Origin of the sequence: Brucella pseudogrignonensis, assembly GCF_032190615.1 — a bacterium.
Taxonomy (GTDB): Bacteria; Pseudomonadota; Alphaproteobacteria; order Rhizobiales; family Rhizobiaceae; genus Brucella; species Brucella pseudogrignonensis_B.
Map to the genome: position 1 here is coordinate 1,804,756 of NZ_JAVLAT010000001.1, position 13,616 is coordinate 1,818,371.

The window sequence follows — 13,616 nt, forward strand, 5'->3', positions numbered from 1 at the left end:
TTCTTCTTTTCAGGTTATTTCTGGAGCGCCCACTTCATAGAGCATGAGATTGCGATCCGTTATGCCAAGCTTTGGCCATTCAGAACGCCATTTCTCTATGTGGTCTGAGATGAAGTGTTTGTCCAGTGAAACCCGATCGCGCCAGAGCTCTTTTACATGAATGAGACTTGGTTGAAGTATGTCCTGAGAATAGGTGTACTCGATACAGCCATTTTCCGCGCGGCTTGCTTCAATCATTTGCTGCATGACTGGACGCGCTTCATCAAGTTTTTCAGCGGGCAAGCGTATCGTTCCAATGATTAGCAGCATTTATTTGTTTTCCTCAAGCAGCGACGTCTGGCCATTGCTGATTGCTGTGGCGCGCTGCGTAAATTCATTGCCCTTATCGCCGTGCAGAACAAGCGCTGGCATAAGCGAAAGACCCGCCCGGCTGCCGCGGACGCCGGTAATCACAATGCGGATTGCAGCGGCATCGGGGCGCGGCAGGATTGGAATGATTTTCAAGCCGCCAAAACGCCGCTCCATTGCACTTAATATCGGCGCAAGCGAAGCAGGGCGTGCGATAATCGAGACGCTGCCGCCGGGGCGGAGCAAAGCCGATGCTGTGCGCAGCCATTGGTCAAACATACCTTCAGGCATGACATGGGCCTCGGCTTTCACGGGGTCGGGCGTTGCGCGGTCGCTGGCTTCGTTGAATGGCGGGTTCATGATGACATAATCGAAGCTGTTATCGATCAGTCCCGCTTCCGCGCGTGCTTTGCCGGTGAGCGCAACATCGGCCTCAAGAATATCAATGCGATCACGCAGGCTCGCATTCAGCGGATGGTTCACGCTTTTGTGCGCAAAGTTGAGCATGAAGCCGGAGCGTTCAATAAGCGTCACGCGTGCATCCTTGCAACGGGCCGCAACAGCGAGACCTGCAGCACCAGCGCCGCTGCCAAGATCAGCAAGGCACCCTTTGAAGTCACCCGGTACACTGCTTGCCAGAATCATCGCATCCACGCCCGAACGATGGCCTTTCATCGCGGGTTGCACGAGATGAAAAGCGCCACGATGAAACACATCGATGGTTTCTTCTCTTGGCTCAGGCACTCTATTTGCCATTGTCTCTAAGTTCATGTTCCAGACCAGCATCAATCAAGTAGCGTCTGGCTTCATTTACGCGGTCTTCTTCGACCAGAAAACGTCTCGGTATAATACCGAGTGAACCTTCAAGAATGCTCATATTGGTATCAGCGATGAAATAGACGATACCAGCTTCTTTCATCAGAGCTTCAGCAACTGACAGCAAAACGGAATCATTTGTGCGTATAAGTTCAATCATTTCGACACTGTGTATTCAATAGACCGCATTGACAACTGCCTCCTTCAATGGTGAACAGGCTCTGAATAAAAAAGCTTGGGCGTTGCAAGGGCTGTAAGCCACCTTGAGCGTTCTGATCCACGCACATAGTGTGGTCAGCAGCTAGGAGTAACGGAATTGGGTGTGGTTTTGAATCTTGACGGGAAAACGAAGCGGGAAGGATCGGTTCAGCCACTGGTCGATCTGACAAAGGCTGATATGGGTCGTGTAAACGAACTGATCCTGTCACGCGCCGGCTCCGATGTTGAGATGATCCCGGAGGTGGCAAACCACCTGATTTCATCCGGCGGCAAGCGCCTGCGCCCGATGATGACACTCGCAAGTGCACGCATGTTTGGCTATGAAGGCGATGGCCACGTCCGTCTCGCCACTGCTGTCGAATTTATGCACACAGCAACGCTGCTCCATGATGATGTGGTCGATGAAAGCGATCTGCGTCGCGGCAAAAGCACCGCACGCATGATCTGGGGCAATCAGGCAAGTGTTCTCGTTGGCGACTTTCTGCTTGGTCAGGCGTTCAAAATGATGGTCGATGTCGGCTCGCTCGACGCGCTTGATGTGCTTGCAACTTCTGCTTCGGTCATTGCCGAAGGTGAAGTCATGCAGCTTGCTGCCGCCAAGAATATGGAAACCTCCGAAGACGAATATCTGGCAGTGATCAAAGCAAAGACTGCGGCGCTGTTTTCGGCTGCTGCGGAAGTTGGTCCGATCATCGCGGATGCAAAGCCGTCGGATCGTACAGCCCTTCGTGATTATGGCCTTTACCTCGGCCTTGCGTTCCAGCTCGTTGACGATGCACTTGATTACGGCGGCTCGGCTGCTGATCTTGGCAAGAACACAGGCGATGATTTCCGCGAAGGCAAGATTACACTGCCAGTTATCCTGAGCTATCGTCATGGCTCTGATGAAGAGCGCGCTTTCTGGAAGCAGGCTATCGAAGAAGGTGCGAGTGATGACGCATCGCTCGAAAAGGCTATTGGCTTCATGCTGAAGCACGGCGCTATTGCGGAAACCGTTCAGCGCGCACGTGACTTTGGTGAAATGGCCCGCGATGCTTTGGCCCCATTGAAGGCGTCTTCTGAAAAGGATGCACTGATTGAAGTCATCGACTTCTGCATCAGCCGGGTGAATTAAGAACATTGTTAAAGTTTAAGAAAAGCATCCTTCACGGATGCTTTTCTTGCGCTTGGACCCCAAAAAGGCCATGCTTGAAGTTCCTCTGAGTAGGGGTGCTTATACGGAATCGGAAAGAGGACTGGGCTTTATGCGGCAGGGATCTAAACGTCGTCCGCTTTACGGATTGCTTCTTCTGGCTTTGGCTGGAGTGGCGATGCCGTCCAATGCGGCACTGGCTAAAACGAGTATAGATCCGGCCCCGCAAGTCCGCGCGGGTTCTTTTGCAGGCGCTTATCTTGCTGCGCTTACAGCTGAATCTGACAACAATATTTCCGCAGCTGTGGATTTTTATCGGCAGGCTATGGCTTTTGATCCAAGCAATGATCTTATCAAGCAAAATTTGCTGCTGGCATTGCTCACCGAAGGTCGTTTCAAAGAAGCATTGCCCATTGCTGAAGAGCTGAAAGATCAGCCAGAGATTGAGCGCTTTTCTCGCGTCGCGCTGGCGATTGATGCGATTTCCAAAAATCAGTATCGCAAGGCCGAGCCATTGCTGATGCTCTCGGTGAAGTCCGATATGGACGAACTCGCGACCGACCTTATCGGCGCATGGGTGAAGGTCGGGCAGGGAAACGCAAAAGAAGCGCTTTCCGATGTCGTCAATATCAAAGGGCCGGAATGGTACAATCTGTTTCGCATCTATAATGCCGCAATGATTGCCGATGTTGCAGGTCTGAGGCAGGATGCGCGAAACTATTACCAGCAGGCGGTTGATGATCGTGCGGGTGGCGCTGCGGCTCCGGATACTTACGAACGTATTGTCATGTCTTACGCCTCATTTTTGTTGCGTCGCGGCGACAGGGCAGGGGCTATCAAGCTGCTCAAAGACGCTGAAGAAGTCCTCAACGGTCGGATCACCATCACCGCATTGCGTGAAAAGCTTGAGGACGGCCAGAGACATCGCCGTCTCGTTAACAATGCGCAGCAGGGCGTTGGCGAAGTGCTTTATACGCTTGGCACCGCGATCAATCGCGGTGGCGCAGAAGCTTTTGCCAAGCTTTATCTGCAAATGTCGTTGCCATTGCGCCCGGACAACGACGCCACGCTTTATCAGCTTGGTGATATTTCGGCCAAGTTGCGCCAGCCAGAACAGGCTGTTCGATATTATGCGCGTGTGCCGGAATGGTCACCTTACCGGCGCGATGCCGAGATGCAGCGCGCGCTCAATCTCGCTGAAAATGAAAAGACTGGCGATGCAATCGGCCAGCTTAAAACGCTGCTAAAGCGCGATAAGACGGATATCCGTACCTATCTTGCATTGGGCGGCGTCTATGCGCAGGATAAGAATTTTGCCGATGCTGCAAAAATCTATGATGCGGCTGTTGAGCAAATTGATAAGCCTGAGCGCAAGGATTGGCCGGTTTTCTATCAGCGCGGCATCGCACATGAACGGCTGAAAGAATGGGATCAGGCGGAGCCAAATTTCCGCAAGGCGCTGGAGCTTTATCCTGACCAGCCACAGGTGCTCAATTATCTTGGCTATTCGTGGGTGGATCGCGGTGAAAACCTTGATGAAGCTTTGGGCATGATCAAGAAGGCCGTAGAGCTCCGTCCGCAGGATGGCTATATCGTCGATTCGCTTGGTTGGGCTTATTACAAGCTGGGCCGTTATCCGGAAGCAGTCGTTGAGCTTGAAAAAGCCGTGAAATTGCGCCCGGAAGACCCGACGATCAACGATCATCTTGGCGATGCTTACTGGCGGACGGATCGTCAGCTGGAAGCGACGTTCCAATGGAACCATGCCATTGCTGGCAAGCCTGAGCCGGAAGAACTGATCAAGATCGAAGAAAAGCTGAAAAAGGGCCTGGCGCCGGATCCGAACCCTTCTGAGGCGCGGGTTCAGGATAAGAGCCTTACCCCGGCAAAGACGCCCGAAAGCAAAACCGAATAGTTTTCAAGCCCGGAAGTCTTATCGATTTCCGGGCCGTTTTGAATGCTGATGAATTTGATCCATTAAAGCTCACAAAGTATGGCGTCATAATAACTTTGCCTTCTTTTAACAAACCTTGAGCTGTAGTGATGTTCCATATGTTGACGTGATAAAGCTTCACTTTTTGGCCTGTAATGGCTCCATGATCCCGGATCGTCCACCCATGGAGCATTTGCGGGCTGTCCGTTCCTCCAAAATTGTACAGATTTTTGCACTTTGGGATCGTGTCTATTGCGATATATCCAGCGTAGCTCAGAGCCAGATACGGAATCTGCGTCAGAATATCCCTGTCGAAAATAAAAATTTTTATTTATGACCATATCCATATTAATGTCATCTAGTATATAATGGACAGTATTTCCATTTTCCTTCGCCCAGTTGATACCTGCTTTGCACTTTCTGGAAAAGTATGTATTTCTGTCAAAGCTTTGACTAAAGGGGTTGGTATTTTCTAAAATATTTCTATATTTAGAATGATTGCGTACACTTATTTCAAAGCTCTCCGAAGAATTTATGTCAGGCTGAACATATCTGTTACTATATAATCTATCTACCGAGTTAAATCTATATTGATCTATTATACTTACATTTAATTGAGGGTTTGAGCCTCTGAATTGGATGTTGTTGTATATATAATTACCCCTTTGTTTTCTCATGCCATAAATCAAGTCGCCACTTTTAAATCCTATATTATTTATGGTGAGAGGTTGGTAATATGTGGTTGTATAATTATTTATAGAGTTATAATAGTCTCTCAAATAATCAAAATATAGTCTCATGTTTATTTTTCCGTTAAATTATATAAATATCTATTATATGCCTTGATTTGCAAACTGACAAAGATATCAATCGCATCTTCCATTTAACTATTTTGTCCGATGTGAAGATTTCGTCTTTCACTACGCATTTTTCAAAATGCCTATCATTGAAGCATGGAGAGCGCAGCGCAGCTTTATCGCTCTCTTCAGCGATCAAATGTCATGCTTGACCGTGGCAGGCGGACAAATTAGACCGGGCCAATCATTTCAATAACAAGGCCTGACCCCGTGTCCAGTACGTTGCCAGCACATATGCACCCCACCCGTTCCTTTCAGGGTCTGATCCTGACGCTCCATAACTATTGGGCGGAACACGGTTGCGCTATTTTGCAGCCTTACGACATGGAAGTGGGGGCGGGGACATTCCACCCTGCCACCACATTGCGTTCGCTCGGGCCGAAGCCTTGGAAAGCGGCCTATGTGCAGCCGTCGCGCCGCCCGAAAGATGGTCGCTATGGTGAAAATCCAAACCGCTTGCAGCATTATTACCAGTATCAGGTGATCATTAAGCCATCGCCGCCGAACCTTCAGGATCTTTATCTTGGTTCGCTGCGCGCGATCGGTCTTGATCCGACACTGCATGATGTACGCTTTGTGGAAGACGACTGGGAAAGCCCAACGCTTGGTGCATGGGGTCTTGGCTGGGAATGCTGGTGTGACGGCATGGAAGTGTCACAGTTCACTTACTTCCAGCAAGTCTGCGGCATTGAATGCTCGCCGGTTGCCGGTGAGCTGACCTATGGTCTTGAACGCCTCGCAATGTATGTGCAGGGCGTGGACAATGTCTATGACCTCAACTTCAATGGTCTCGAAGGCGAAGAAAAAGTCACCTATGGCGACGTTTTCCTGCAAGCTGAGCAGGAATATTCCCGCTACAATTTCGAAATGGCGAACACCGAAATCCTGCATCAGCATTTTATCGACGCAGAGCGCGAATGCGAAGCCATTCTGAAGGCAGGTGCATCACAAGAGGCGGGGAGTGCCGGAGGCACGACAGGGAACGTACACAAGTGCGTTTTCCCGGCCTATGACCAGTGCATCAAGGCATCGCACGTTTTCAACTTGATGGATGCGCGTGGCGTGATCTCGGTGACTGAACGTCAGAGCTATATTCTGCGCGTGCGCAATCTTGCGCGTCAGTGCGGCGAAGCATTTCTGCTGACTGAGGCTGGCGGCTTTAATTATAAAAAGAATTCTGATGCGGAAGGCGTAGTCTGATGCCTGATTTGTTGCTCGAACTTTTCTCGGAAGAGATCCCTGCTCGTATGCAGCGCAAGGCTGCCGGTGATTTCAAGAAGATGATCACCGATGGTCTGGTGGAAGCCGGTCTCACCTATGAGGCAACGACTGCCTATTGGACACCGCGTCGTCTGACACTCGATATTCGCGGCCTGACCGTACGCTCGAAAGACGTGCATGAAGATGTGAAAGGACCGTCGGTCACGGCACCTGAACAGGCGATTGCAGGCTTCCTGCGTAAAGCTGGTCTCTCGGATGTGTCGCAGGCGCATGTTCATTCCGATCCGAAAAAGGGTGACTTCTATGTCGCTCATTTGACGAAGCCGGGCCGCGCTGCCGAAGAAATCATCGCGGAACTCGTGCCGCAGGTGATCCGCAATTTCCCATGGCCAAAGTCGATGCGCTGGGGTGCTGCGTCTTCCAAGCCGGGTGCGCTTCGCTGGGTGCGTCCGCTGCAATCGATCCTCTGCACATTTGGTCCTGAAACCGAAGAAACCGTTGTGGTTGACTTCGAGGTTGATGGCATCAAATCGGGCAATGTCACCTATGGGCATCGTTTCTTAAGCGATGGTCAGGCGATCAAGGTGCGCCGTTTTGATGATTACGTCGATAAGCTTGAAAAAGCTTTCGTTGTGCTCGATGCCGAGCGCCGCAAGGAAATCATCTCGCAGGACGCGCATAATCTCGCCTTCGCTTCCGGTCTGGAACTGGTCGAGGATGCTGGCCTTCTTGAAGAAGTCTCTGGTCTGGTCGAATGGCCAGTCGTGCTGATGGGCGAATTTGAGGAAGAATTCCTCGCAATTCCGCCAGAGGTTATTCAGCTCACCATCCGCGTGAACCAGAAGTGCTTCGTCACCCGCAAGCAGGGTGAGACGGAAGCACTGTCGAACAAGTTCATTCTGGTGTCGAACATCGCTGCACGCGACGGCGGCACGGAAATCGCTTATGGTAACGGTAAGGTTGTGCGCGCACGCCTGTCCGATGCGCTCTATTTCTGGAACACCGATCAGCATGACCTGCCGGACCTCGAAAAGCTTTCAGCATCGGGTGAGAAGTTCGGCCTTGATCTGAAAAAGCCGCTTGATCAGCGCATGGCGCGCCTCGACAGCCTCAATGTCACTTTCCATGCCAAGCTTGGCACGCAAGGCGCACGCGTCGAACGTATCCGCGAACTCGCAAGTCAGATTGCACCGCTGGTCGGTGCCGATCCAAAGCTTGCAGGGCGTGCCGCTGTTCTGGCAAAAGCTGATCTGACCACGGAAGTTGTGGGCGAATTCCCTGAACTTCAGGGTGCAATGGGTCGTAAATATGCGCTTCTTCAGGGCGAAGACGAAGCCGTGGCGAGCGCTCTTGAAGAGCACTACAAGCCGCAGGGGCCATCTGATTTCGTGCCAAAGAATCCGGTTTCGGTTGCCGTCGCTCTGGCTGATAAGCTAGACACGCTGGTCGGCTTCTGGGCGATTGACGAAAAGCCAACCGGCTCGAAAGACCCGTTTGCGCTGCGTCGTGCAGCCTTGGGTGTGATCCGTCTGATCCTGTCGCAGGATTGGAAATTCCCGCTCTTGCCCCTTCTGCGCTCGGCTTATGCGTCGCTCAAAGAAGGTCAGGTTCAGCGTAAGCTGCGCGAGTTTGAGGCGAAGCTTGCTTCTGAAAAGTCGGGCGATGTGGACGGCGAACAGGATGTCGATAACGCGCTGCGCAATCTTGAAACAAGGACCCGTGCGGAAATAGAAGCCAGTGCTGAGCCATTGCTCGCTGATCTTTTGTCCTTCCTGCATGACCGCTTCAAGGTTCATCTGAAAGATGAAGGCGCACGCTATGACGCGATTGATGCGGTTCTGACATCGGATGCCGACAATCTTTTGCTGGTTGCCCGTCGTCTTGAGGCGCTGATCGTCTTCATCAACGAAGAAGACGGCAAGAACCTTTTGGCTGGCACCAAGCGTGCGGCTAACATTCTGGCTGCGGAAGAAAAGAAGGGCACGAAGGTAGCAGGCAGCGTCGATGTGGCTCTGTTAAAGCTCGATGAGGAAAAGGCGCTTTATGCGGCTGTGAACCTCGCGTCTACCGAAGCCGAAGAAGCTATTGCCCGGGAAGATTTCGGCGGCGCAATGCTGGCGCTCGCCAAGTTGCGCGGTCCGGTCGATACATTCTTCGAGAAGGTGCTTGTCAATGACGAGGACGAAAACGTCCGAGCCAACCGCCTTGCACTGCTTGAACAAATCCGCACTGCCACAAGTACAGTGGCCGATTTCTCGAAAATCGCCGGATAAATGATAAAAGGGCGCTTTTAAGCGCCCTTTCTTTTTGTAACTCATTCCGATCTTGCATCAACTGCGCATAGGAGTCTCTTGCTCAAAAGCGACGCTTTGTGTAGCTAAAGCGCATCCTGAAAAGTGTGAAACGGTTTTCAGAACAGATGCGCGTTACTGAGACGGCAGGAGAATGACCTTGGCCGATATTCTGGAATTCGACGATAAAGCTGTTTCACGCGCGGTAGAAGTGCTCGCGCGCGGTGGCCTGGTCGCGATTCCGACCGAAACGGTCTATGGTCTTGCGGCTGACGCAGCGCATGGCGAAGGCGTGGCCGGTATTTTTGCCGCCAAAGGTCGCCCGCAGTTCAATCCGCTTATCGCCCATGTCGATAGCATTGCTATGGCCGAGCGTTATGTGACTTTCGATCCAATCTCCCGAAAGCTGGCTGAAAGCTTTTGGCCGGGGCCGTTAACACTTGTTCTGCCGCTGAAAGCGCAGCAAGATGCGCCGCGCCCGATCCATCCGCTGGTGACGGCAGGGCTTGCTACGCTGGCCATCCGTATGCCAACGGGGCGGGTGCGTGATGTTATAAAGAATCTGGACAGCCCTGTTGCAGCACCAAGCGCCAACACGTCAGGCCGTATCAGCCCAACCTCGGCCAAAGCCGTGGCCGATGACCTGGGTGGCAAGATCGATCTGATCCTTGATGCCGGTCCGTGTGGAGTGGGTGTCGAATCAACCATCGTCAAAGTCGAGAGCGATGAAGTGCATCTGCTGCGCCCGGGTGGTCTGGCCGCTGAAGACATTGAAGCCCTGCTGGGCGTTGAGTTGATACGCGCTGAACATAACGCAGTCATTCAAGCGCCCGGCATGATGGAATCGCATTATGCGCCGGATGCCGCGATGCGCCTTGACGTTAAGAGCGTAAAGCCCGGTGAGGCGCTGCTGGCTTTTGGCCCGACGCGCGTTGCAGGCAGCGATGACGCTATCCAAATTCTTAATCTCAGTGAAAGCGGCGACCTGCGCGAAGCAGCCAGCAATCTGTTTGACTTCATGCGCAAGCTCGATGCAACGGGCGCCGTGACAATCACTGTTGAACCCATTCCCTTTGATGGTCTCGGTGAGGCCATCAATGATCGTCTTAAACGCGCGGCGGCCCCGCGCTAGTTCCCCAAACATTCAAGAGAAGCACATGCTCGACACCGCTCTGATCGAACGTTTTGCAGCCATTGTTGGCGAAAAGAATGCGCTGACTGCGCCCGAAGACATTGCGCCATTCATGATTGAACAGCGCGATCTCTATCAGGGGCACTCGCCGCTGGTGCTGCGCCCCGCTTCAACGCAAGAAGTTTCGGCGATCATGAAGCTTGCCAATGAAACCAAAACGCCGGTGGTTCCGCAGGGTGGCAATACGGGTCTCGTCGGCGGTCAGACGCCAGACCAGAGCAACACAGCAATCGTTTTGTCGCTTGGCCGCATGAATAAGGTGCGCTCGGTTGATCCGGTTGGCAATCTGGTGACAGTGGAAGCCGGTGTCATCCTCAAAAACCTTCAGGACGAAGCGCAGAAAGTCGGTCGCCTGTTCCCGCTGTCGCTCGGTGCGGAAGGTTCCTGTCAGGTTGGCGGCAATCTTGGTTCCAATGCAGGCGGTACTGCCGTTCTCGCCTATGGCAATATGCGTGAGCTTTGTCTTGGCCTTGAAGTGGTTCTGCCGAATGGCGAGATCCTCAACGATCTGCGTTATGTGAAGAAAGATAACACCGGCTACGACCTGAAAGACCTGTTCATCGGTTCTGAAGGGACACTTGGAATCATCACCGCAGCCGTATTGAAGATTTATCCGCAGCCAAAGGGCAAGGGCGTGGCCTATGCTGGCCTGCGCAGCCCGGAAGATGTGCTGCGCCTGTTCCAGCTTTCAACCGAACATGCAGGCCCGTCGCTCACTGGCTTTGAATTGATGCCGCGCGTCGGTGTTGAATTTACCATTGCCCATGTCGATGGCGTTCGTGATCCGCTGGAAAGCCCGCATGACTGGTATGTGCTGGTGGATATTTCTTCAAGCCGTTCGGAAGACGATGCGCGTACGACGCTTGAAACCATTCTGACCGAAGCGTTTGAGAACGACATTATTCAGGATGCAGCCATTGCTGAAAGCGTGGCTCAGGCGCAGATGTTTTGGAAAATGCGTGAGGAAATGTCCTGGGCGCAGAAGCCGGAAGGCGGCTCGATCAAGCACGATATTTCCGTGCCTGTTGCGAAAATCCCCGAATTCATTGCAGAAGCGAATGCGGCAACGCTGGAAATGATACCCGGCTCGCGTATCGTTTGCTTCGGCCATATTGGCGACGGCAATCTGCACTATAATGTGTCACAGCCGATTGGTGCTGATAAGGAAGCATTCCTTGCGCGCTGGCACGAATTAAATCACCGCATTCATACAATTGTTGCTTCTTATACCGGATCGATATCGGCAGAGCATGGTATCGGTGTGTTGAAACGCGAAGAGCTCGCCTTCTTTAAACAGGACGTGGCGCTTGAATTGATGCGCCGTATTAAGAAATCATTCGACCCGAATGGCATTATGAATCCGGGTAAAGTGCTGTAATTCCAGCAAATAAGAAGAAATTAAGGCGGGCAGGTAACTGTCCGCCTTTTCATTTATGTAAACGAAAATTAGCAAGAATTACCAAGTTCTTACACATGGTTGTAAAGCAGTAACCAAATGAAAAAGCAGGGAAAAGTTAACCTAACGCGTTAAGCGCCTCGGTAATAATCATCGCCTATTCTCTAAATCAACAAGAGCGAACATGCTCGAAAGAGAAGCCGGAATAACTGGCTCTCAAAAAAAGTAATGCCAGCAAAAGTGTGAAGCGGTTTTGCGTCCGGCATTACGAATAAAAACAGGCAGAGATACTAAGAGGCGTCGAAAATGATGAGCAGCGGACTTAAGAAGCCGGAATGGGCAGGTCAGGAACTTCGGTTGGATCCGTTTCACTTGCCACAGGTTGTGACTTACCCCGCAGAAGATTGTGATGCGGATGTGACCTTTACGATCAGTGAGCGTGGGGCGGTTGTCCGCCAGATTTTACCTTCGAGCGGTTTGCCCATGTCGATTGCTCTGCCGATCAATGCATTTGTCGGTGTCGTTGCACGCGCTGTTGAAGACGAATACGGCGAAATCACTGTAACGCTCGAGCTGATGCATGAAGACCCGCAACTCTCGGTGCCGCTGCTGGTCGCGCACGATCTGACCGACGTTGCCGCTGACTGGCGCGCATGGGCTGCAACCTTCAACCTGCCAATGATGCTTGTTGAGGAAGATGGTGTGGCTCGTCCGCTTTACGAAAGCACTGGCCCGGTTCGCACGTCAGAGCCACAGGCGCGTCGTCAGGGGCAGGAACCACGCCGCCGCCGTCCCCGTTTCCTCGCACGCCGCAAGACGGGTTCGCTGGGCGTTCGTATGGTGATTGAAGGCCGTGAGATAATTGCTCGCAATTAAGAAAATATCACATTCGCGTGTGAACACGGTCTTGTCTAATTTCTATATTATCTAAGGAATAACGCGCCGCTTGGTGGTTGTCTGGAAAGATGAAGGACCTTTCTGGATGTTAAGAGCCACGATGCCGGAGCAACCAATTGGCTGACCTCCAGTAAGCCACCCGGATGGTAATCCCATCCGGGTATTTTTTTGCTTTTTATAAAGTGTGTTGATTTTTATTTTTAATATAATCTATAATAATTCACTATTATACAGTCATAATAACTAATTTAGAGGTTTTTTTAAGTAAAATGAAGAATTTATTTCATTTTGATAATTTAATGACGCCGTCTATCGTGAAGTTTATTTACTGGTTGGGTTTGCTGATTTTAATGTTGGCCGCCTTGATCGCACTTATGATGACGCACACACCTTATGGTGATGTACTGACAATTCTGGGTGTTATATTTGCATGGTTGCTAAGCTGCCTTTTATGGCGTGTGGTTTGCGAAATTATTATATTACAGTTTAATATTTTCAGCCGTTTGACTGAAATTCGTGATCGGCTTCCTGCGACGAGTAAGGAGGCAGGTTGATCTCTGCCGTTATTTTTTCCGGCTAAGAAAGGCCATCACAGCCTCTTTCGCTTCATCTGAAGTTAGTCGTTCGGCAAAATACTTTACTTCCCGCGTAATCCTGTTGGAAACGGGCTCGGCGGGGAGTCGCATCAGACTGCGGGCAATTTGCATGGCCTGTGGTGGCTTAGAGGCAATCTCCTCTGCGGCTTTCAGGGCTTCCGGTTCAAGATTATTGCTTTCAACGATCTTATAAACAATGCCGGCCTCAAGAGCAGCCTGCGCATCGAAACCATGGCCAAGAGCCAGCAGAGCGAAAGCCTTTTGGTGCCCCATGAGCGGCGGGGCAAGCAGACTGGAGGCTGCTTCCGGCACAAGACCGAGATCAACAAATGGCGTGCGGAACAGTGCATGACTGGTCGCAAAAGTCAGATCGCAATGCAGGTGGATTGTCGTGCCAATACCAATGGCGAGTCCATCGACGCCGGAGACAATGGGCTTCTTTGCACCTGAGAGCGCACCAAGAAAATCGAGAATGTCATTGCCGAGACTGCCACCGGATGCAGCAGCCATAAAATCCTGCATGTCATTGCCAGCGGAAAATGCGCCCGGCACGCCGAAAAACACATGCACCCGCACGGCATCATCGGCATCACCGTCGATCAGCGCTTTGGCCATGGTTGCATACATGGCGCGGGTGATGGCGTTTTTCTTGTCAGCACGGTTCAGTCGGATAATCTGCACCGCACCTTTGCGTTCGATCAGAATATGTTCGCTCATA

General features: G+C 51.8%; 13 protein-coding genes. 8 read left to right on the forward strand and 5 right to left on the reverse strand.

Annotated features, from left to right (window positions below; translation table 11 throughout):
* Nucleotides 1-9: 9 nt before the first annotated feature.
* The 3 genes from RI570_RS08690 to RI570_RS08700 are packed head-to-tail and all read right to left on the reverse strand — an operon-like array spanning nucleotide 10 to nucleotide 1,324.
* Nucleotides 10-309 carry a putative quinol monooxygenase gene (locus RI570_RS08690; RefSeq protein WP_313828016.1) on the reverse strand — a complete coding sequence of 100 codons (300 nt, stop codon included), beginning with the start codon at nucleotides 307-309 and terminating at the stop codon, nucleotides 10-12.
* On the reverse strand, nucleotides 310-1,104 hold the full coding sequence (locus RI570_RS08695) for a tRNA1(Val) (adenine(37)-N6)-methyltransferase (protein WP_409558629.1): 795 nt from the start codon (nucleotides 1,102-1,104) through the stop codon (nucleotides 310-312).
* Nucleotides 1,094-1,324 carry a DUF2007 domain-containing protein gene (locus RI570_RS08700; RefSeq protein WP_313828017.1) on the reverse strand — a complete coding sequence of 77 codons (231 nt, stop codon included), beginning with the start codon at nucleotides 1,322-1,324 and terminating at the stop codon, nucleotides 1,094-1,096. Before RI570_RS08700 ends, RI570_RS08695 begins: the two co-directional genes overlap by 11 nt.
* A gap of 156 nt (nucleotides 1,325-1,480) precedes the next feature.
* Between RI570_RS08700 and RI570_RS08705 the strand changes: the two genes are divergently transcribed.
* Both RI570_RS08705 and RI570_RS08710 read left to right on the forward strand, forming a co-directional pair.
* On the forward strand, nucleotides 1,481-2,497 hold the full coding sequence (locus tag RI570_RS08705) for a polyprenyl synthetase family protein (RefSeq protein WP_313828018.1): 1,017 nt from the start codon (nucleotides 1,481-1,483) through the stop codon (nucleotides 2,495-2,497).
* 130 nt (nucleotides 2,498-2,627) lie between these two features.
* Nucleotides 2,628-4,430, forward strand: coding sequence for a tetratricopeptide repeat protein (locus RI570_RS08710; RefSeq protein ID WP_313828019.1), 1,803 nt, complete (start codon nucleotides 2,628-2,630; stop codon nucleotides 4,428-4,430).
* Between the two features lie 62 nt (nucleotides 4,431-4,492).
* On the opposite strand, the gene RI570_RS08715 is transcribed toward RI570_RS08710, so the two are convergent.
* Nucleotides 4,493-5,248, reverse strand: a complete 756-nt coding sequence (locus RI570_RS08715; RefSeq protein ID WP_313828020.1) for a hypothetical protein — start codon at nucleotides 5,246-5,248, stop codon at nucleotides 4,493-4,495.
* Between the two features lie 291 nt (nucleotides 5,249-5,539).
* Between RI570_RS08715 and RI570_RS08720 the strand changes: the two genes are divergently transcribed.
* The 6 genes from RI570_RS08720 (at nucleotide 5,540) to RI570_RS08745 (ending at nucleotide 12,856) form a co-directional block, all read left to right on the forward strand.
* Complete coding sequence (locus RI570_RS08720; RefSeq protein ID WP_313828599.1) at nucleotides 5,540-6,505, forward strand: glycine--tRNA ligase subunit alpha; 966 nt, start codon at nucleotides 5,540-5,542, stop codon at nucleotides 6,503-6,505.
* On the forward strand, nucleotides 6,505-8,799 hold the full coding sequence (gene glyS / locus RI570_RS08725; protein ID WP_313828021.1) for a glycine--tRNA ligase subunit beta: 2,295 nt from the start codon (nucleotides 6,505-6,507) through the stop codon (nucleotides 8,797-8,799). Before RI570_RS08720 ends, glyS begins: the two co-directional genes overlap by 1 nt.
* Before the next feature lie 172 nt (nucleotides 8,800-8,971).
* The gene (locus RI570_RS08730) at nucleotides 8,972-9,949 is read left to right on the forward strand and encodes an L-threonylcarbamoyladenylate synthase (protein ID WP_409558630.1); all 978 of its coding nucleotides are present in this window, start codon (nucleotides 8,972-8,974) and stop codon (nucleotides 9,947-9,949) included.
* 25 nt (nucleotides 9,950-9,974) lie between these two features.
* Complete coding sequence (locus tag RI570_RS08735; RefSeq protein ID WP_313828023.1) at nucleotides 9,975-11,387, forward strand: FAD-binding oxidoreductase; 1,413 nt, start codon at nucleotides 9,975-9,977, stop codon at nucleotides 11,385-11,387.
* 324 nt (nucleotides 11,388-11,711) lie between these two features.
* A complete protein-coding gene (locus RI570_RS08740; protein ID WP_313828024.1) occupies nucleotides 11,712-12,281 on the forward strand; it encodes a DUF6101 family protein in 570 nt (189 codons plus the stop codon).
* A gap of 290 nt (nucleotides 12,282-12,571) precedes the next feature.
* A complete protein-coding gene (locus RI570_RS08745) occupies nucleotides 12,572-12,856 on the forward strand; it encodes a DUF4282 domain-containing protein (RefSeq protein ID WP_313828025.1) in 285 nt (94 codons plus the stop codon).
* A 9-nt stretch (nucleotides 12,857-12,865) separates the two neighbouring features.
* Here RI570_RS08745 and RI570_RS08750 read toward each other — a convergent pair whose 3' ends face one another.
* Nucleotides 12,866-13,615, reverse strand: a complete 750-nt coding sequence (locus RI570_RS08750; RefSeq protein WP_313828026.1) for a crotonase/enoyl-CoA hydratase family protein — start codon at nucleotides 13,613-13,615, stop codon at nucleotides 12,866-12,868.
* Nucleotide 13,616: the final 1 nt, after the last annotated feature.